Raw genomic sequence first — 18,944 nt, forward strand, 5'->3', positions numbered from 1 at the left:
TTCCTGATGCGTCGTAGGATTTTTCTCTGTCGGCTGTGTCGTGCAGTGAAACTCCAGATCCACGACTCCCCTGAGGCCTTGGCGAGGCTCGACGTTGGACTTCCCCGCCCGGAAACCGCAAAATGGCCCCTTTCCTTCATCAACCTCTCGGATCTGCTGACTCTATGCGTATGCGCCTAATGCTGTTGGGTGGTGGCAATGCCCTCGGGCAAGCGCTGATTCGTCTTGGGGCCGAGGAGGACATTGCTTTCCTGGCGCCGCGCCCGCCCGAGAACGGCTGGACGCCGGCCAACCTCACTCAGTTGCTCGACGATCACCGCCCCGACGCCCTGGTCAACCTGGCCTATTACTTCGACTGGTTCCAGGCCGAGTCGGTCAGCGAGCAACGCCTGGCTCAACAGGAGCGGGCAGTGGAGCGACTGGCAGAGCTGTGCCAGCACCACCAGATCACCCTGGTGCAGCCATCCAGCTACCGGGTCTTCGATGGTTCGCGGGCCACCGCCTACAGCGAAAAGGACGAGCCAGTACCGCTTGGCCTGCGTGGCCAGGCTTTGTGGCGCATCGAACAGAGTGTGCGCGCAACCTGCCCGCAGCATGTGCTGCTGCGCTTCGGCTGGTTGCTCGACGAGAGCATCGACGGCTCGCTGGGCCGCTTCCTGACCCGTGCAGAGCAGCCGCAAGAGCTGCTACTGGCCGATGACCGGCGTGGTAACCCGACACCGGTCGACGATGCCGCACGGGTGATTCTGTCGGTGCTCAAGCAGCTCGATTGCAGTGCGCCGCTCTGGGGCACTTACCATTACGCCGGCAACGAGGCGACCACGCCGCTGGCGCTGGGCCAGGCTATCCTTACCGAAGCAGGCCAATACCGCCAACTGGCGGTGCAGGCGCCGACACCGCAGGCCCATGCGGCACGGCCGGATGCCAGCGAAGAGCCGCAGAACGCTGTACTGGCCTGCAAGAAAATCCTTCATACCTTCGGCATCAAGCCGCGCGCCTGGCGCGCCGGCCTGCCGCCTCTACTGGACCGGTTCTACCGCCATGGCTGACGCCCCCATCCTGATCACCGGCGGTGCCGGCTTCATTGGCTCCCACCTGTGCGATGCGTTGTTGGACAAAGGCTACGCCGTACGCATTCTCGACGACTTCTCCACCGGCCGGCGCAGCAACCTGCAGGTTGACCACCCACGGCTAGAGCTGATTGAAGGCGATGTGGCCGACGCCGGGCTGGTCACGCAGGCTGCGGCAGGCTGCAGTGCCGTGGTGCATCTGGCGGCGGTGGCCTCGGTGCAGGCCTCGGTCGAAGACCCGGTGCGTACCCACCAAAGCAACTTCATTGGCACCCTCAATGTGTGCGAAGCCATGCGCGTGCATGGTCTGCGCCGGGTGCTGTTCGCCTCCAGTGCGGCGGTGTACGGCAACAATGGCGAGGGTGAATCGATTGCCGAGGACACGCCCAAGGCGCCGCTGACGCCCTACGCCGTGGACAAGCTGGCCAGTGAGCAGTACCTGGACTTCTACCGCCGTCAGCATGGCCTGGAGCCGGTGGTGTTCCGCTTCTTCAATATCTTCGGGCCACGCCAGGACCCGTCCTCGCCGTATTCCGGGGTAATCAGCATCTTCTGCGAGCGCGCAGTGCAGGGCTTGCCGATCACCATCTTCGGCGATGGCGAGCAGACCCGCGATTTCCTCTACGTGGGCGACCTGGTGCAGGTGATGGTGCAGGCACTGGAGCAGCCGCAGGTCGAGGAGGGGGCGGTGAACATCGGCCTCAACCAGGCCACCTCGCTGAACCAGTTGCTGGTGGCGCTGGAGAAGGTGGTGGGCAGCTTGCCGGCGATCAGCCATGTGGCGGCGCGTTCGGGTGATATTCGCCATTCGCGGGCGGACAACCAGCGGTTGCTGGCGCGGTTCGAGTTTCCGCAGGCGACGCCGATGGTTGAAGGTCTCGCGCGGTTACTGGGTAAAAGCTGATAGCGCTGGGGCCGCTTTGCGGCCCTTTCGCGGCACAAGGCCGCTCCTACAACGACCGCGTAAAGCCAATGGACTTACTGTCACTGTGGGAGCGGCCTTGTGTCGCGATGGGCTGCGCAGCAGCCCCAAAAATCACCCATGCCGCACAACCCTGCGCAGGCAATCCTCGGCCCCGAGTACTCGCCCATCCAAAGCCCGCACCTGCAAAGTCTCAAGCGCCCGCCCCGTAACACCCTCCACCAATTCAGAACGCGCTTCCCCCGCTTCAAACAGGTATAGCTCCCCCCACTGCCTCAAGCCAACCACCACCGGAAACACCGACAGCCCTTTTTCGGTCAGCACATATTCCTTGTAGGCACTGCCATCCGATGCCGGCTGTGTCATCAGCAGCCCGCTTTCCACCAGCAGCTTGAGCCGTGAGGCGAGGATGTTCTTCGCCAGCCCCAGGTTCTTCTGAAACTCACTGAACCGCCGCAGGCCATCGAAGGCATCGCGCAGGATCATCAGTGCCCAGCGATCACCCAATACCTCCAGGGCTCGGGCCACCGGGCATTGGGCATTGTTTTCATCGAGCATGGGGTGGGCCTTTTCTGATTGTCTGGTTGCAGATTAAAACCACATTTGCTAAATAGCCAGGGGTGGTTTCAAATCGAAACCAAATTGACGAGGCCTGACCGATGACATCTGCGCTGACACGCGGGCTAACCCTGCTGCTTGCCATCACCAGCGCCATGGCGGTGGCGACGGTGTACTTCGCCCAACCTTTACTTGAATCGATGGCCGCCGACCTGGGAGTGGTGCAGCAGCAAATTGGCTGGGTAGTCGGCGTGACCCAGGCAGGTTATGCCCTGGGGCTGCTACTGATCGTGCCACTGGGGGACCTGATCGACCGCAAGCGCCTGTTGCTGGGCCAGTTGCTGTTTTCTGCCCTGGCGCTGGTCGGCGTCGGCATGGCGCCCAACTGGGCGATGTTGCTGCTGGCCTTGGCCATCACCGGGCTGATGGCCGTCATGGTGCAGATAATGGTGGCGCATGCGGCCAGCCTGGCTTCACCCGGTGAGCAGGGGCAGGCCGTGGGCACCGTCACCAGTGGCGTGGTGCTGGGGATTCTATTGGCGCGCCTGGTGGCAGGTGGGCTTGCTGACTTGGCCGGTTGGCGCAGTGTGTATCTGGTTGCCGCAGGGCTGCTGACGCTGCTGGCCCTGGTGCTGTGGCGCAGCCTGCCCGGTGGGCAGCCGCTCGTACACCGGCCTGGCTACCGGGCGTTGATCGTGTCCCAGTTCCGTTTGTATCGGGAGGACAGGCTGCTGCGCCAGCGCGGCGTGTTTGGCGTATTGATCTTCGCTGCGTTCAGCGTGCTGTGGAGTGCCATGGTCATGCCCCTCAGCGCGGCGCCATTGGCGTTGAGCCATACCGAGATTGGCCTGTTCGGCCTGGCAGGTGTTGCGGGTACTTTGGCGGCTGCGCGCGCCGGTCGCTTGGCCGACCAAGGGCAGGGAGAGCGCACCACCGGGCTGGCGCTGGCGCTGCTGACGCTGTCGTGGTTGCCCACAGCTTTTGTCGGGCTGTCGCTGATGGCCTTTGTGCTAGGTGTGCTGATGCTGGACTTTGCCGTGCAGGCGGTGCATGTCACCAACCAGAGCCTGTTGCTGGCAGGGCGTGGCGCGATGGCCAGCCGATTGATCGGCGCCTACATGTGCTGCTATTCGCTTGGCAGCGGGCTGGGGGCGGTGCTTGCGAGTTGGGTGCATGCCCGTTGGGGGTGGGCTGCCGTGTGTGGGCTTGGCATGGCCTTCAGTGCGGCAGCGCTGGGCTACTGGCTATGGCTGCAACGCGCGAGGGCGGCCGAAGCCGCCCTGCAGTGTTCAGGTCAGAACTTGTAGCCAAGGCCGACCATGTACACCCACGGGTCGACATCGACGTCGACCTTGGTCTTGCTGTAGCCCAGCGCGGTCGGGCCGTTGACACTGGCTTTGGTGTCGATGTCGACGTACCAGACCGAGGCGTTGACCAGCAAGTTTTCGGTCAGCATGTAGTCCATGCCCAGTTGGCCGGCAATACCGACCGAATCCTGCAGCTTGAGGTTGCTGAAGCCTTGTTGCTTGCGTGCGCTGCTCAGGTCTTCGTCGAAGAACAGGGTGTAGTTGATACCCACACCGGCGTACGGCTGGAAGCGCGAATTCGGCTCCATCGGGTAGTACTGCAGCGACAGGGTCGGTGGCAGTTGCTTGATGTCTGCCAGCTTGCCGTCCAGCCCGCCGCCCAGGCCTTTAACGCCGACGGTGTGCTTGAACGGGGTGGCTGCCAGCAGTTCCAGGCCAATGTGGTCGGTGAGCATGTAGGCAAAGGTCAGGCCCAGCTGGGTGTCGCTGTCCAGGGTCGCCTTGGTGCCCGACACCTTGTTGCCGTCGAACTTCAGGTCGCCGCTGCTTTCGTTCGGGGCGGTGGTGATGGCGCCTGCGCGCAGGATCATGTCCCCCGCCTGGTAGGCGTGGGCGGCAGGGGCGGCGAGCGCAAGGGCCACAAGCGAGGCGCCGAGCAAGGACTTGTTCATGGAAGCTCCCAAAGGACGTTATTAATCGAGTAGTCCAATGGTACGGAGCTGTTTAAACAGAAAGTTTGACCCAGCTCAAAGAAGCGTCTTCACGAATTCGAAACAGTTCTCATCTCAGCTCATAAACGTATATTTTCTCGGCTTCCATCTGGTAGCCGGCGTCGGCCAGTTCGCTGCTGGAGGCTCTAACTTGCATCTTTCCCTCGATCCAGTACGGCTGGTAGAGGTCTTCGACGCGCACGCCCATCTCGCTGAAAATATGCACGATCTGGTTCGACGGCGGGGGTGGCACGTGGATGCACGCACCGTAGTAAGGGACCAGCAGGAACTCGGTGGTGCGGCCTTCTTCGCTTACCTCCAGCGGCACGATGTAGCCCGGAAGCTTGACCTGCTGGCCGTCGAGGCCCTTGACCACTGGGGCATCGGGGGCTTGCTGGCGCGCGGCTGGCGCGGACTCGGCAGACAGGGCGTTGCTGAGCTGTGACATGTCATGCAGCGGCGCCAGTTGTGGCGGGATGACCGGGGCGCCTTCGGGGATCAGGGCCGGCCAGTCCAGCTCCTTGGGTTCGGCGGCCCATAGCGGCATTGCTACCAGCAACAGCAGGGCCAGCAGCATGCGCATTGCCGGCCTCTTCGCGGGCATGCCCGCTCCCAAAGGTCCTGCACAAGGTTCGAAGCCTGCCGGGCTCCCTGTGGGAGCGGGCATGCCCGCGAAGCAGGCAGTGAGGTGTCTGATCATTACGCGCACTCAGAGGTGTATGGACAGGCCATCGGCCAGCGACTGCCGATAGGCCCGCCACGCCGGCACGCTGCCCATCAGCAATGCCGCCCCCAGGATGATAGCCAGCAAGGTCCATTCATGAGCACTCGGCAGGGCCAGTGGCAGATACAAGCCATAGTTGGCCTGCACGTACCCCTGCGCCAGGGCAATCCCCGCATACAGCAAGCCAAGCCCGGCCACGATCCCGACCGCCGCCAGTGACAGCGCCTCCAGTATTAGCAGCCCCGCGATATGCCACGGCCTGGCCCCGACCGAACGCAAGATCGCCATCTCCCGGCGGCGCTCGTTGAGGCTGGTGAGAATCGCCGTCAGCATGCCGATCAAGCCGGTCAACACCACGAACAGCGACACCACGAACAACGCTTGTTCCGCCGTGCCCATCAGGCTCCACAGCTCTTGCAGGGCCACGCCTGGCAGGATTGCCAGCAACGGCTCGCTGCGGTACTCGTTGATCTCGCGCTGCAGGCTGAAGGTCGCGATCTTGTTGTTCAGGCCCAGCATGAACGCGGTAATGGCGGCAGGTTGCAGGTCCATCGTGCGTGCCTGCTCGGCGCTGATGCGCCCGGCGCCTCGGGCCGGTACGCCGTTGTGCCAGTCGATATGGATGGCCTCCATACCGCCCAGGCCGATATGCAGGGTGCGGTCGACCGGTGTGCCGGTGCGCTTGAGCACACCGACCACGGTGAACGGCTTGTCGTCATGCTTGACCAGGCTGATGGCTGCCACGCCGTGGGCAAGCACCAGCTTGTCACCCAGTTTGTAGTGCAGCGCCTCGGCCACTTCGGCGCCGAGCACCACCTCGAACGGGTCGCTGGCAAACTCACGCCCTTGGCTCATTTCCAGATGCTGGCGGCGGCCGTACTGGTAATGGCTGAAGTAATCCGTCGTGGTGCCCATCACTCGGTAGCCGCGGTGCGAGTCCCCCAGCGAGATCGGGATCGCCCACTTCACGCGCGGGTCCTGTGCATAGTGCTCGAAGCTGTCCCAGCGGATGTTGTTGGTAGCGTTGCCAATGCGGAACACCGAATACAGCAGCAGGTTCACCGAACCGGAGCGGGCGCCGACGATCAGGTCGGTGCCGCTGATGGTGCTGGCGAAGCTGGCGCGCGCTTCTGTGCGAACACGTTCCACCGCCAGCAGCAGGCACACTGACAGGGCGATGGCGAAGGCGGTGAGAAAGGCGGTGAAGCGGCGGTTGGCCAGGCTGGCCAGGGCAAGGCGGAGCAGGTACATCAGGCCTCCCGGGGCTTGGCGGCGCGGTTGAGGTCGGCCAGGGAAAGGTGACGGTCGAACAGTGGTGCCAGGCTCTGGTCGTGGCTGACGAACAGCAGGCTGGCACCGGCTGCGCGGCATTCATCGAACAGCAGGCGGATGAACGCTTCGCGTGTGTCGGCATCCAGCGCCGAGGTCGGTTCGTCGGCAATCACCAGTTCTGGCTGGCCGATCAGGGCGCGTGCGGCGGCGACCCGCTGTTGCTGGCCGATCGACAGGCTGTCGGCGCGGCGGGCGAGCAGGGCGGGGTCGCCCAGGCCCAGGTGGGCCAGCAGCGTGCCGGCCGCCTGGTCGACACTGCCATGGCGCTGCTCGGCGCGGGCCTTGCGGCTGTGCGAGAAGCGGCAGGGCAGCTCGACGTTTTCACGTACAGAGAGAAACGGTAGCAGGTTGAACTGCTGGAAGATGTAACCGGTGTGATCGACCCGAAAGCGGTCGCGGGCGCCCTGGCCCAATTTGCCGAGGTCCTGGCCAAGCAACTGGATGCGGCCCTGGGCCGGCACGTTCACCCCGCCGAGCAGGCCCAGCAAGGTGGTCTTGCCACTGCCGCTGGGGCCCTTGAGGAACAGGGCTTCACCCGCGTCCAGGTGGAATGCCGGAATATCCAGCAACGGCGGCTGACCTGGCCAGCCGAACACCAGGTCATGCAGTTCGATCAACGGCTGGCTCATTCAGAAGGCGACCGCTGCCTTGGCCGGCGTGGTTTCCACGCCTTTCTGGCCGTTGGGGCCGATCAGTTGCACGTTGATTTTCTGGGTGGCCGGGAAGGCCTTGAACAATGGCGCCAGGTCCACCTGTGCCAGTTTGTCGGGGTTGGCGCAGGTGAGCTGGTAATGGGCACCGATGTCGCTGTGCTGGTGGCCATGCGCGTGTTCGTCACCCTCGTCGTCGGCTTTCAGGGCATCACCGAACAGCGGGCTTTCCAGCTCCTGCTGTTCTTCCTTGCAGTTCGCTGCTGCAGAAAGGCCGAACAGCTTGAGGGGTTGTTCGAGTTGCTGGCGCACGGCGGCGACCTTGGCTTTGTCTGCATCGCTGCTGGCGGCATGCTCGAAGCCCACCAGGTTCATTGCCGGGCTGTCCAGCTCCAGCTCCAGGGTGTTGTCATCAAGCACGACGTTGAGCTTGGCCACGCCGTGCTCGTGGGCGCCGAGCGTGCCGTGGTCATGATCATGGTCATCGTGGGCATGGGCCACGGCCAGTGGCAGCAAGGCGAAGGGCAGGGCGAGCAGCAGGCGACGCATGGACGACTCCGGGGCGGGCTGGAAGATTGGGTTATGTTATAACAACTTTTCTGGGTATCGCCAGCCCACGTGGCGCAGGTTTCATCTTGGGGTAGCATGGGTACATTGACATGGGCTCAAGGAACGCATCGTGAGGATTCGTGGACAGATTGGTGACTGGCCGGTGGACCTGACCATCGAGCTGGAACCGGCGGAGTGGGCGCAGTTGGGGCGGCAAATCGAGGGGCAAGCACCGCCACCGGGTGGCACCGTGAGTGCTGCGGTGGTGCCGGCCCCGCGCCAGGATGATGGACAGTGGGCGGCAGCGCTCGAAATGTTGCGCCAAGCCGGGCGGCTATCAGGGCCAGAGTTGCTGGAGAGCCTGACGGGGCTGGCTGGGAGTCCGGCAGCAGGCAAGAGGCTGCTGGTGCGTTTGCGGCACTGTGCACAGGTCCGCGTGCTGGCAGGTGAAGATGCTCCGCTCTACTGTTGGCAGGAGAATGCAAACGGGTAGTATTGAGCAAATGCGGGCTGCGATCACCTGATGTTTCTGCCAGTTTTCATTGAGTGTTCCAAGGTGTCGAATGTGTAGATCTCCATAGAGGAAGGCCTGCCATGCACACCCAGAACGCCCCAGCGGCACAGCAGTACGACCTGCGTGGTTGGCGCACACACTTTGTTTTTGACGCTGAAAAACTGAACGCCTTCTGTCTGCATTATTACGAGGGGCGGCTTGACACTGCCCACACCGACGCTGTGGATTTTGTCCATCAACGCCCTACCGGCTGGCTGACGACGCGTTGTGTATTGGGCAGTCCGCTGCCGGAGTTTCCAACCGGGGACGGTGAAACGATCACTGTGGCAAGGCGTTTTGTGTCGTACACCAGTTACGAGTTTCACAGAGAGCATGGTGCCCAGTACGCCGATATCGTTGAACTAGTTGCCGGCAGCCGGAATGAGCGCCGGGCACTGTTTCAGACCTTCAGGCTGGATCAGTGCGTTGGTACATACCAATACAACGATGACACAATTTTTACGCTGTCGGCAGGCTCCGACTTCTCAGTCGGATTTCTAGGATTCCCAGAGCGTGACACGGACGCAGGCCTGCCATTCAAGATCCGCTTCGACAAACTTCCTGCGGGTGAAAAAATCGTCGTGCTGCCCAAGACTGCGGATGTTACTTATGGCAAGTGGTTGATGCAGGATATACGTTTCTATCTGCGCCGCGTTCCAGGCCAGCTTTCGCATGTCATGTATATTGCCAATGCCGGCGATGGCGACGGCATAATACCTGCGAGCATGGAAGATGAGTGTGAGCAGGGGCCGGCAACAGCAGAAGATGCATTAGGGTATTGCTATGTAAGATCGACAGATATCCCTGCCGAAGGCTTTTATGGCCGAGACTTCGAAGAATTGGCACAGATACTCTTCCCGCTAGGGCGTGTGGCATACACCGATTTCGATTGGGGCGATCCGGTCGCCAAAGCCACGCTGGTTGAACCCTCCACGGGTCTTGAGACACCACTGCCAGACGCTTCCGTTTATTCGTCGCATATAGATCCCTTGGTCCGAATCGTATCTGCAGGCAGCGCCGGCCAGCGATTGGTGCTGAATACCGTCAACCCTGCCGCGCCGATCTGGGAATTCACGTCGCCTGCTGTTGGGCAGTTAGTGCCTAACGGCCGCTCCTGTGATTACATCCCGCAAGACGAGGGGGGAGTGATTTATGGCGAAAACCCGTTGACCGGCCAGGAGGCTGCCCTGCTCAGTTCAATGACAAGAAACCCCGTCGATATTGTCCGGATTCTCTCGGGCTTTGCGCTACTTCCGTATTTCTCGACCATGGTCGTACTCAATGCCAGGCCTACCCATTACTTCAAACTCGACACGGTCGGCGGACAACTGCAGCTCACGTTACTTTATAAGCCGTGGGGAGGCGGAGAAACAGTGGTACCGCCGGAGCTTGTCGAGTGGAAAGTGCTGGCAGGGGATGGGAAAGTGTCAGATGGCATTTTTTCGCCTGGCACCATGAACAGGTTCAGTGTTGTGCAGGCGATCCACCGGGACCCAGATTATTTGCTGTTCGCGGTAATCATCATTCCCATGCCATTGCTGACTGCCGCTGAGTTCGTGGCCATGCGCAATGGTGGTTGACGTCAAAAGGTGATGGGCAGGTAGCGGATGTGCTATCTGCCCTCGCTGTTCGGCTACGGTGCAGTTTAGAACATCGCCGCCGACAGCTTGCGACGATAAACGCCAACCAGCGGGTGATCACCACCCAGCAACTCGAACACCTGCAGCAACGCCTTCTGCGGCAGCCCATTCTCGTAGCCACGGTTACGCTGGAACAACTTCAACAGCCCATCCAGCGCCGCTTCATACTGCTGACGCGCCAGTTGCTGGATGCTCAGTTGGTAAGCTGCTTCGTCATCCTGCGGGTTCTGCGCCAGACGGCTTTTCAGGTCGGCCACTTCCGGCAGGCTGGCCGCCTGGCGCAGGAAGGTCAGCTGGGCCTTGGCACCGGCCAGCGCAGCTTTGTGCTCGTCGGTCTTGACCGCATCCAGCACCACCTGGGCCTCGCCCAGTTCACCGCGCTCGGCCAGGCAGCGGGCGTACAGGATCAGCGCCTCGGCATTGCTGTTGTCTTCACCCAGCAGCGCCTGCAACAGCGCTTCGGCTTCGGCAAAGCGGCTTTCGGCAAACAGCGCCTTGGCCTGCTCCAGTGGCGAAGCGGTGGGGGCGGCGGGCATCTGCACGTGTGGCTCGAGCATGGCGCGAATCGCCGATTCCGGCTGAGCCCCGGCAAAACCGTCCACCGGCTGGCCGTCCTTGAACAGCACAACGGTCGGCAGGCTGCGGATACCGAACTGGGCAACCACCTGTTGCTCCACGTCGCAGTTGATCTTGGCCAGCAGCAACTCGCCCTGGTAACCCTCGGTGATCTTGGCCAGCAACGGCATCAGTGCCTTGCACGGCGCACACCACTCGGCCCAGAAGTCCACCAGCACCGGCTTGTGGAAAGAGTTCTCGATCACCAGTTGCTGAAAGGTGGCATCGGTAGCGTCGAAAATGTAAGGCGTGTCTTGGGTCATCGCGACTCTCGCTAACTCATCAATGGCACCACTATAAGGCGTCGCGGCTGGCGTGGTACAGGCTGACCCTGCGGAATTCGTGTGGCTCGGCCAGGTCCGGCAGGGTCAGTGCTTCGAGCACGCCCAACTGCTGGTACAGCGGGTGGCTGAAGTCGCGTACCCGCGAGTCGGCCACCAGCGCCTGGCGGCCGCGGCTGAGGAAGGCATCCAGCAGCGGCAGGTTGGCGCGGTCATACAGCACATCGGCAACCAGGATCAGGTCGAAGCGGTCGTCCTCGGCAAAGAAGTCGCTGCTGTAACTGAGCGCTACCCCGTTCAGCGCGGCATTGGCGCGGCAGGCATGGAGGGCCAGCGGGTCGAGGTCGCAGGCCACCACTTCCAGTGCCCCGGCGCGCGCGGCGGCAATGCCGGCGATACCGGAGCCGGCGCCAAAGTCCAGCACGCGCTTGCCGGCCACCCATTCCGGGCGTTCGGCCAGGTAGCGGGCCATGGCCAGGCCACTGGCCCAGCAAAAGCTCCAGTAGGGCGGCTCTTCAAGAATGCGCCGGGTTTCGTCGCTGCTGAAGGCACGGTCCATGTTCTGGTCGTCGATCAACCACAGCTTCAGGTCACAGCCGGGCAGCTCGCTGACGATCAGGCGCGCTTCGCCGATCAGGCCGCCGAGGGCCTGTTGCAGGGCCAGTGGCGCCACTTAAGGTGCCTTCTCGAAACGCAGCGGGCCGGTGGCCTGGGTCTGGGCCTGGCTGATACGTACCGGCGGCAGGTGCATGATCAACTGGCCGGAACGGCTGGCGCGGCCACGTAGCTCGACCCTCGCGCCGGCCGGGAAGGCCTCGGGGTTGAAGCGAAGGTGGTAGGGCAACGCTTGCCCGGTGCCGGTCAGGTTGCTGCTGGCCAGCAGGCGTTGCGGGCGGTCGCGTTCGTCGATGACCAGCAAGGCCAGTTCCACGTCGGCACCGGCCGGGATTTCCAGCAAGGTGCCGCTCAGTTCACGCTGGTAGGCCGGCAACGGGCCCAATACTTCGGCCGGTTTGGCCGAGCGGGTTGGTGTGGGCGCCGGGGGTGTATCGGTCTTCGGCCTGTCGCTGCCGCAAGCGGCGAGCAGGGCGGCGCAGCACAGCACGACGAGCGCTCGGTAGTGCATGGGGGAGTCCTTAACGGGCAGATTTCCCATGGATGTTAACCCCTTTGGCTTGTCTTGCCAGTGCAATGCGCTACCATGGCCCTCCCTTTTTTTGTTGCCTGCCACCATGCACTGTCCCTTTTGCGGTGCCAACGACACCAAGGTCATCGACTCTCGCCTCGTTGCCGAGGGCGAGCAGGTGCGCCGCCGCCGCGAATGCGTGGCCTGTGGCGAGCGCTTCACCACCTTCGAAACCGCCGAACTGGTGCTGCCCCGGCTGATCAAGCAGGACGGCACGCGCCAGCCTTTCGACGAAGACAAGCTGCGCGCCGGCATGCAACGGGCCCTGGAAAAGCGCCCGGTCAGCGTCGAGCGCCTGGAAGCGGCGCTGGCCCACATCAAGAGCCGCCTGCGTGCCACTGGCGAGCGCGAAGTCAAATCGCTGGTGGTGGGTGAAATGGTCATGGCCGAGCTGCGCAAGCTCGACGAGGTGGCTTATATCCGCTTTGCCTCGGTGTACCGGCGCTTCCAGGACCTGGACGAGTTCCGCGAAGAAATCGACCGCCTGGCCCGTGAGCCGGCTAAAGAGTGAACATGCCCAGCCAAGCCGCCATCCTTGACGCCCACTACATGGCCCGCGCGCTGGAGCTGGCGCGCAAGGGTCTGTATACCACCCACCCCAACCCGCGCGTAGGCTGCGTGATCGTGCGTGATGGCGAAGTGGTCGGCGAAGGTTGGCACGTGCGCGCCGGCGAGCCGCATGCCGAAGTGCATGCCCTGCGCCAGGCCGGTGAGCGTGCCCGTGGCGCTTGTGCCTACGTTACCCTTGAACCGTGCAGCCACCATGGGCGCACGCCGCCGTGTGCCGAGGCGCTGGTCAAGGCTGGTGTGGCGCGGGTTGTGGCAGCCATGCAGGACCCTAACCCGCAAGTGGCGGGGCAAGGCCTGCGGCGCCTCGCCGAGGCCGGTATCGAGGTGGCCAGTGGCGTGCTCGAAGCCGAGGCCCGCGCACTCAACCCGGGCTTTCTCAAGCGCATGGAAACTGGCCTGCCGTTCGTGCGCGCCAAGTTGGCCATGAGCCTGGACGGCCGCACCGCCATGGCCAGTGGCGAAAGCCAGTGGATTACCGGCCCGGCTGCCCGTTCGGCGGTACAGCGCCTGCGCGCCCGCTCCAGCGTGGTGCTGACCAGCGCTGCCAGCGTGCTGGCCGACAACGCCCGCATGACCGTGCGTGGCGCCGAGCTGGGCCTGGATGCCGAAACCACAGCCCTGGCTCTCAGCCGAACGCCGCTGCGCGTACTGGTCGATGGCCGCCTGCGCCTGCCACTGGATGCGCCGTTCTTCCAGGCTGGCCCGGCACTGGTGGTGACCGCTGTCGCAGATGACCCGCGCTATGCCGCTGCCGGCCACGAATTGTTGAGCCTGCCAGGTGACAATGGTCAGGTCGACCTGCCGGCGCTGCTGCAGGCCCTGGCCGCTCGCGGTGTCAACGAAATCCTGCTGGAAGCCGGTGCCGGCCTGGTCGGTGCCTTTGCCCGCCAAGGCCTGGTCGACGAATATCAGCTGTTCGTTGCCGGCACCTTCCTCGGCTCCCAGGCCCGCCCGTTGCTGGACTGGCCGCTGGACAGGATGAGCGAAGCGCCGCGATTGAAAATTACCGAAATGCGGGCAGTGGGCGATGACTGGCGGGTCACAGCCATCCCCCTGCCGGCACCCGGCGTATAATGCCGGGCTTGCCCCGTGCAAACCGTTTTTGAGGAAGACCCCATGTTTACCGGCATCATCGAATCCATCGGCACCATCCGCAGCCTCACCCCCAAGGGTGGTGACGTGCGCGTCTACGTCGAAACCGGCAAGCTCGACCTGGGTGACGTCAAGCTGGGCGACAGCATCGCCGTCAATGGGGTATGCCTGACCGCTGTCGAACTGCCGGGCAATGGCTTCTGGGCCGACGTCAGCGTCGAAACCCTCAAGCGCACCGCGTTCATCGACCTCAAGAGCGGCAGCAAGGTCAACCTGGAGAAAGCCCTGACCCCCACCACCCGCCTGGGTGGGCACCTGGTCAGCGGCCATGTCGACGGCGTCGGCGAAATCATCTCGCGCAGCGATAACGCCCGCGCCATCCAGTTCCGTGTGCGTGCACCCAAGGAGCTGGCCAAGTACATCGCCCACAAGGGTTCGATCACCGTCGACGGCACCAGCCTGACGGTCAATGAGGTCAATGGCGCCGAGTTCGAGCTGACCATTGTCCCGCACACCCTGTCCGAAACCATCATGGCCGACTACCGCGCAGGGCGTCGGGTAAACCTTGAGGTCGACCTGCTGGCCCGTTATCTGGAGCGCTTGCTGCTGGGTGACAAGGCTGCCGAACCGAGCAAGGGCAGTGGCATTACCGAAAGCTTCCTGGCCGCCAACGGCTTCTTGAAATCCTGATTGAGAAGGGGGTGCCGCGTGGCGCTCAACAGCATCGAAGAACTGGTCGAAGACATCCGCCAGGGCAAAATGGTCATCCTCATGGATGACGAAGACCGCGAGAACGAAGGCGACATCATCATGGCAGCCGAATGCTGCCTGCCCGAGCACATCAACTTCATGGCCAAGCACGCCCGTGGCCTGATCTGCATGCCGATGACCCGCGAGCGTTGCGAAACGCTTAAACTGCCGCTGATGGCGCCGCGCAACGGCTCGGGCTTCGGCACCAAGTTCACCGTGTCGATCGAAGCCGCCGAAGGCGTCACCACCGGCATCTCCGCCGCCGACCGTGCACGCACGGTGCAGGCCGCTGCCGCCAAGGACGCCAAGGCCGAAGACATCGTCAGCCCTGGCCACATCTTCCCGCTGATGGCCCAGCCCGGCGGTACCCTGGCCCGCGCCGGCCACACCGAAGCTGCCTGCGACCTGGCGCGTATGGCCGGTTTCGAGCCAAGCGGCGTGATCTGCGAAGTGATGAACGACGACGGCACCATGTCGCGCCGCGCCGAGCTGGAAGTGTTCGCCGCCGAGCACGGCCTGAAGATCGGCACCATTGCCGACCTGATCCACTACCGCATGATTCACGAGCGCACCGTGCAGCGTGTTTCCGAGCAGCCCGTGGAAAGCGAGCTGGGCGAGTTCAACCTGGTCACCTACCGCGACGCGGTGGAAGGCGACGTGCACCTGGCCCTGACCCTGGGCAAGATCTGCGCCGAAGAGCCGACCCTGGTGCGTGTGCACAACATGGACCCGCTGCGCGACCTGCTGCTGGTCAAGCAGCCAGGCCGCTGGAGCCTGCGTGCTGCCATGGCCGCCGTGGCCGAAGCCGGCAGCGGCGTGGTACTGCTGCTGGGCCACCCGCTGGATGGCGACGTGCTGCTGGCGCACATCCGCGAAAGCGCAGGCGATGCACCGGCCAAGGCACCGACCACCTACAGCACCGTGGGTGCCGGTTCGCAGATCCTGCGCGACCTTGGTGTGCGCAAGATGCGCCTGATGAGTTCGCCGATGAAGTTCAACGCGATATCCGGATTCGATCTGGAAGTTGTAGAATACGTGCCCTCCGAGTGACTTGAGGCGGCATTGACGCCCTCTGCTCGAGTCCAGACCCCTGTCGAGGCCGCTTGTATGCGGCCTCGCTCTTGAAGATGAGAATATCGGAATGACCCTGAAGACCATCGAAGGTACCTTCATCGCCCCCAAAGGTCGCTATGCTTTGGTGGTTGGCCGCTTCAACAGCTTCGTCGTTGAAAGCCTGGTAAGCGGTGCCGTTGATGCCCTGGTACGCCACGGTGTCAGCGAAAGCGACATCACCATCATCCGTGCCCCGGGCGCATTTGAAATCCCGTTGGTAGCACAGAAGGTCGCCCAGCAAGGCGCCTACGACGCGATCATCGCCCTGGGCGCCGTGATCCGTGGTGGTACCCCGCACTTCGAATACGTGGCGGGCGAATGCACCAAGGGCCTGGCCCAGGTGTCCATGGAGTTCGGTGTTCCGGTGGCCTTCGGCGTACTGACCGTCGACTCCATCGAACAAGCCATCGAGCGTTCCGGCACCAAAGCCGGCAACAAAGGTGCTGAAGCTGCCCTGTCCGCACTGGAAATGGTCAGCCTGCTGGCGCAGTTGGAGGCCAAGTGATTAGCGACGAAAGCGATCGTTTCAACCCGCGCGATCCAAAACCTGCGGATGCCGGCAAGCCCTCGAAAAGCGCCAAGCGCCGCGAAGCCCGCAAGCTCGCGACCCAGGCACTGTACCAGTGGCACATGGCGCAGCATTCGCTGAACGAGATCGAAGCGCAGTTCCGGGTGGATAACGATTTCACCGACGTCGACGGTGCCTATTTCCGTGAAATCCTGCATGGGGTTCCGGCAATCAAGGGCGAAATCGACAAGGCGCTGGTGCCTTGCATGACCATGACGCTGGAAGAGCTCGACCCGGTCGAGTTGGCCGTGCTGCGTCTGTCCACCTGGGAGTTCATCAAGCGCGTCGACGTACCGTACCGCGTGGTGATCAACGAAGGTGTCGAGCTGGCCAAGGTCTTCGGTGCCACCGACGGCCACAAGTTCGTCAACGGCGTGCTGGACAAGCTGGCACCGTCGCTGCGTGAAGCCGAAGTCAAGGCGAACAAGCGCTGATTCTGGCGCTGTAGAGCCATGGGTGAGTTCGAGCTGATCAACCATTACTTCGCCGCCGCGCCTTGTGCGCAGGGCGGCGAGGGCGTGGCCCTGGGTATCGGCGACGACTGCGCCCTGCTAGCCCTTCCCCCCGGTGAGCAACTGGCGGTGTCGACCGACACCCTGGTCGCCGGGGTGCATTTTCCCGCTGTCTGCGATCCGCTGCTGCTTGGCCAGCGTTCGTTGGCCGTGGCCGCCAGTGACCTGGCCGCCATGGGCGCGACTGCGATCGGCTTCACCCTCGCCCTGACCCTGCCGGACGTTGGCCCTGACTGGCTGGCGGCGTATGCCGACGGCCTCAGCCGCATGGCCCACCGTTGCCGCATGAGCCTGATCGGGGGTGACACCACCCGGGGCCCGCTGAGCATCACCGTCACCGTGTTTGGCCGCGTGCCGGCAGGCCAGGCGTTGCGCCGTAGCGGTGCGCGCCCAGGCGACCTGCTGTGCGTCGGTGGTGTGCTGGGCAAGGCGGCCGGCGCGCTGCCGCTGGTGCTGGGAGAGCGCGAGGCACCTGCCGAGCAGGCCGAGCCGCTGCTGGCCCATTACTGGTCGCCAATGCCGCAGCTCACCCTCGGCACGCTGCTGCGTGGCCGGGCCTCGGCGGCGCTGGACATTTCCGACGGCCTGCTCGCAGATTGCGGGCATATCGCCAAGGCGTCCGGCGTAGCACTGGAGGTGAACCTGGCCCAGGTGCCGGTGTCTCCTGCTGTAGAGGCGTTTCTCGGCCGCCAAGCGGCAGTGCAGGCAGCCCTTACCGGTGGCGACGACTACGTGCTGGCCTTCACGCTGCCGCCAGAGGCGCTGGCGCCTCTGGCTGGCCTCGGCCTCGTCGAGGTGCATACCATTGGCCGTGTGCTCGAAGGGCAGGGCGTGACCTTGCGCGACGTGCAGGGCCGGGACATCACCCCCGTTCAGCGGGGCTATCAACACTTTAGGGAGACACCGTGACCGATCACCCCAATCAGGTGCCTGCGGAGTTCGTTCCGCCTTCGGTCTGGCGCAACCCGTGGCACTTCATCGCGTTTGGCTTTGGTTCTGGCACCTTGCCCAAGGCCCCGGGTACCTGGGGCTCGCTGGTGGCCATACCGTTCATCCCGTTGTGGCAGATGTTGCCTGACTGGGGCTACTGGCTATTGCTGGGCGTGAGCATGCTGTTTGGCTTCTGGTTGTGCGGCAAAGTCGCCAATGACTTGCGCGTACACGACCATGAAGGCATTGTCTGGGATGAGATCGTCGGCATGTGGATCACCCTCTGGCTGGTGCCAGAAGGCTGGCAGTGGCTGCTGGCAGGGTTCCTGATGTTCCGCTTCTTCGACATCCTCAAGCCATGGCCCATCCGCTGGATCGACCGCCATGTGCACGGGGGCGTCGGCATCATGCTCGACGATATCCTGGCCGGCGTGTTTGCCTGGCTGGGCATGCAGGTTCTGGTGTGGGCGGTTGCCTGAACAGGGAGCGCGTGAATGGCCATAAGGACGTTGCTGTTGGCAGTGCTGCTGAGCGTTGCCCCATGGGTGGCGGCTGCTGAAGGCGTGCCGAAGCAGATCCACCTGGTCAGTGAGGAGTGGCTCGATTACACCAACGCTGACGGTACCGGGGTGGCCTGGGACGTGCTGCGCAAGGTGTTCGAGCCGGCAGGGGTCAAGGTGGTGCCGCAGAGCGCGCCCTACAGCCGTGCAGTCGGGCTGGTCAAACGTGGCGAAGCCGATGCCTGGGTGGGCTCGTACAAGCAAGAGAACGCCGACAACCTGTACCCGCGCTGGCACTTCGACATGGACCACATCTACGCCCTGGGGCTGGCCAGCAAACCTGCGCCTACTGCGCAGAATGTGGGCAAGTATCGCCTGGCCTGGGTGCGCGGCTACGACTACGGCAGCTACCTGCCAGATGTGCATGAATACCGTGAAATTCAGCGTCGCGAAGGCATTCTGCCGATGCTCGAGCATGACCGGGTGGACTTCTACATCGATGCACAGACCGAAGTCGATTATGTCCTGAGCCAGTCATCCCAGCCCGAGCGCTTCAGTCGTACCCATGTGGCCGAGCTGCCGCTGTACCTGGCGTTTGCCCGCAACGGCCAGGCCAAGGCGCTGTGTGACCTGTTCGACAAGCGCATGGACGAACTGGTGCGCAGCGGCGAGCTGAAGCCGATTTTCGAGCACTGGAAACAGCCGTACCCGTTCACTGCAGACAGCAAACCGCATTGAAGCAGGGGCGCTTTGCACCCCATCGCCGGCAAGCCAGCTCCCACAGGATCACCACAGCTTCGAATCCTGTGCAG

23 protein-coding genes are annotated in these 18,944 nt (G+C 63.5%); 14 read left to right on the forward strand and 9 right to left on the reverse strand.

Annotated features, from left to right (window positions below):
- Positions 1 to 164 precede the first annotated feature (164 nt).
- Both PP4_RS02755 and PP4_RS02760 read left to right on the forward strand, forming a co-directional pair.
- Entirely contained in the window at positions 165 to 1,049 is an 885-nt protein-coding gene (locus tag PP4_RS02755; RefSeq protein ID WP_016497765.1) for a sugar nucleotide-binding protein, read from the forward strand.
- Positions 1,042 to 1,974 (forward strand): NAD-dependent epimerase/dehydratase family protein, encoded by a 933-nt coding sequence (locus PP4_RS02760; RefSeq protein ID WP_016497766.1) that lies wholly within the window; start codon positions 1,042 to 1,044, stop codon positions 1,972 to 1,974. Before PP4_RS02755 ends, PP4_RS02760 begins: the two co-directional genes overlap by 8 nt.
- Before the next feature lie 132 nt (positions 1,975 to 2,106).
- Here the strand turns inward: PP4_RS02760 and PP4_RS02765 are convergent, their stop codons facing one another.
- Positions 2,107 to 2,550 carry a winged helix-turn-helix transcriptional regulator gene (locus tag PP4_RS02765; protein WP_016497767.1) on the reverse strand — a complete coding sequence of 148 codons (444 nt, stop codon included), beginning with the start codon at positions 2,548 to 2,550 and terminating at the stop codon, positions 2,107 to 2,109.
- Between the two features lie 101 nt (positions 2,551 to 2,651).
- Between PP4_RS02765 and PP4_RS02770 the strand changes: the two genes are divergently transcribed.
- A complete protein-coding gene (locus tag PP4_RS02770) occupies positions 2,652 to 3,857 on the forward strand; it encodes an MFS transporter (protein WP_016497768.1) in 1,206 nt (401 codons plus the stop codon).
- Here the strand turns inward: PP4_RS02770 and PP4_RS02775 are convergent.
- From PP4_RS02775 to PP4_RS02795, 5 genes are all read right to left on the reverse strand, one after another.
- A complete protein-coding gene (locus PP4_RS02775; RefSeq protein ID WP_016497769.1) occupies positions 3,845 to 4,528 on the reverse strand; it encodes an OmpW/AlkL family protein in 684 nt (227 codons plus the stop codon). The genes PP4_RS02770 and PP4_RS02775 overlap by 13 nt on opposite strands.
- Before the next feature lie 109 nt (positions 4,529 to 4,637).
- On the reverse strand, positions 4,638 to 5,150 hold the full coding sequence (locus PP4_RS02780) for a DUF3299 domain-containing protein (protein ID WP_016497770.1): 513 nt from the start codon (positions 5,148 to 5,150) through the stop codon (positions 4,638 to 4,640).
- 126 nt (positions 5,151 to 5,276) lie between these two features.
- Positions 5,277 to 6,542 carry an ABC transporter permease gene (locus PP4_RS02785; RefSeq protein ID WP_016497771.1) on the reverse strand — a complete coding sequence of 422 codons (1,266 nt, stop codon included), beginning with the start codon at positions 6,540 to 6,542 and terminating at the stop codon, positions 5,277 to 5,279.
- Positions 6,542 to 7,252 (reverse strand): ABC transporter ATP-binding protein, encoded by a 711-nt coding sequence (locus PP4_RS02790; RefSeq protein ID WP_016497772.1) that lies wholly within the window; start codon positions 7,250 to 7,252, stop codon positions 6,542 to 6,544. Before PP4_RS02790 ends, PP4_RS02785 begins: the two co-directional genes overlap by 1 nt.
- Entirely contained in the window at positions 7,253 to 7,822 is a 570-nt protein-coding gene (locus PP4_RS02795) for a DUF2796 domain-containing protein (RefSeq protein WP_016497773.1), read from the reverse strand.
- A gap of 130 nt (positions 7,823 to 7,952) precedes the next feature.
- Between PP4_RS02795 and PP4_RS02800 the strand changes: the two genes are divergently transcribed.
- Positions 7,953 to 8,315, forward strand: coding sequence for a hypothetical protein (locus PP4_RS02800; RefSeq protein ID WP_016497774.1), 363 nt, complete (start codon positions 7,953 to 7,955; stop codon positions 8,313 to 8,315).
- A gap of 101 nt (positions 8,316 to 8,416) precedes the next feature.
- Complete coding sequence (locus tag PP4_RS02805) at positions 8,417 to 9,955, forward strand: hypothetical protein (RefSeq protein ID WP_016497775.1); 1,539 nt, start codon at positions 8,417 to 8,419, stop codon at positions 9,953 to 9,955.
- 65 nt (positions 9,956 to 10,020) lie between these two features.
- On the opposite strand, the gene trxA is transcribed toward PP4_RS02805, so the two are convergent.
- From trxA to PP4_RS02820, 3 genes are read right to left on the reverse strand one after another with little or no spacing between them, the layout of a single operon-like run.
- Positions 10,021 to 10,893 carry a thioredoxin gene (gene trxA / locus PP4_RS02810; protein ID WP_016497776.1) on the reverse strand — a complete coding sequence of 291 codons (873 nt, stop codon included), beginning with the start codon at positions 10,891 to 10,893 and terminating at the stop codon, positions 10,021 to 10,023.
- A 31-nt stretch (positions 10,894 to 10,924) separates the two neighbouring features.
- Positions 10,925 to 11,584, reverse strand: coding sequence for a class I SAM-dependent methyltransferase (locus PP4_RS02815; RefSeq protein ID WP_016497777.1), 660 nt, complete (start codon positions 11,582 to 11,584; stop codon positions 10,925 to 10,927).
- Positions 11,585 to 12,037, reverse strand: coding sequence for a YbaY family lipoprotein (locus tag PP4_RS02820; protein ID WP_016497778.1), 453 nt, complete (start codon positions 12,035 to 12,037; stop codon positions 11,585 to 11,587). It lies immediately after the preceding gene.
- A gap of 106 nt (positions 12,038 to 12,143) precedes the next feature.
- Between PP4_RS02820 and nrdR the strand changes: the two genes are divergently transcribed.
- From nrdR to PP4_RS02865, 9 genes are all read left to right on the forward strand, one after another.
- Positions 12,144 to 12,608, forward strand: a complete 465-nt coding sequence (nrdR, locus tag PP4_RS02825) for a transcriptional regulator NrdR (RefSeq protein ID WP_009685710.1) — start codon at positions 12,144 to 12,146, stop codon at positions 12,606 to 12,608.
- A gap of 2 nt (positions 12,609 to 12,610) precedes the next feature.
- Positions 12,611 to 13,741, forward strand: a complete 1,131-nt coding sequence (gene ribD / locus PP4_RS02830; RefSeq protein ID WP_016497779.1) for a bifunctional diaminohydroxyphosphoribosylaminopyrimidine deaminase/5-amino-6-(5-phosphoribosylamino)uracil reductase RibD — start codon at positions 12,611 to 12,613, stop codon at positions 13,739 to 13,741.
- Positions 13,742 to 13,783: 42 nt separating this feature from the next.
- Positions 13,784 to 14,449, forward strand: coding sequence for a riboflavin synthase (locus tag PP4_RS02835; RefSeq protein ID WP_016497780.1), 666 nt, complete (start codon positions 13,784 to 13,786; stop codon positions 14,447 to 14,449).
- 18 nt (positions 14,450 to 14,467) lie between these two features.
- Positions 14,468 to 15,559, forward strand: coding sequence for a bifunctional 3,4-dihydroxy-2-butanone-4-phosphate synthase/GTP cyclohydrolase II (gene ribBA / locus PP4_RS02840; RefSeq protein WP_016497781.1), 1,092 nt, complete (start codon positions 14,468 to 14,470; stop codon positions 15,557 to 15,559).
- A 91-nt stretch (positions 15,560 to 15,650) separates the two neighbouring features.
- On the forward strand, positions 15,651 to 16,127 hold the full coding sequence (gene ribH, locus PP4_RS02845) for a 6,7-dimethyl-8-ribityllumazine synthase (RefSeq protein ID WP_003255395.1): 477 nt from the start codon (positions 15,651 to 15,653) through the stop codon (positions 16,125 to 16,127).
- Complete coding sequence (gene nusB, locus PP4_RS02850) at positions 16,124 to 16,624, forward strand: transcription antitermination factor NusB (RefSeq protein ID WP_016497782.1); 501 nt, start codon at positions 16,124 to 16,126, stop codon at positions 16,622 to 16,624. Before ribH ends, nusB begins: the two co-directional genes overlap by 4 nt.
- 18 nt (positions 16,625 to 16,642) lie before the next feature.
- Positions 16,643 to 17,611 (forward strand): thiamine-phosphate kinase, encoded by a 969-nt coding sequence (gene thiL, locus PP4_RS02855; protein ID WP_016497783.1) that lies wholly within the window; start codon positions 16,643 to 16,645, stop codon positions 17,609 to 17,611.
- On the forward strand, positions 17,608 to 18,111 hold the full coding sequence (locus tag PP4_RS02860; RefSeq protein WP_003255391.1) for a phosphatidylglycerophosphatase A family protein: 504 nt from the start codon (positions 17,608 to 17,610) through the stop codon (positions 18,109 to 18,111). Before thiL ends, PP4_RS02860 begins: the two co-directional genes overlap by 4 nt.
- Positions 18,112 to 18,126: 15 nt before the next feature.
- Complete coding sequence (locus PP4_RS02865) at positions 18,127 to 18,870, forward strand: substrate-binding periplasmic protein (RefSeq protein WP_016497784.1); 744 nt, start codon at positions 18,127 to 18,129, stop codon at positions 18,868 to 18,870.
- Positions 18,871 to 18,944: the final 74 nt, after the last annotated feature.

Origin of the sequence: Pseudomonas putida NBRC 14164, from assembly GCF_000412675.1 — a bacterium.
Classification (GTDB): Bacteria; Pseudomonadota; Gammaproteobacteria; order Pseudomonadales; family Pseudomonadaceae; genus Aquipseudomonas; species Aquipseudomonas putida.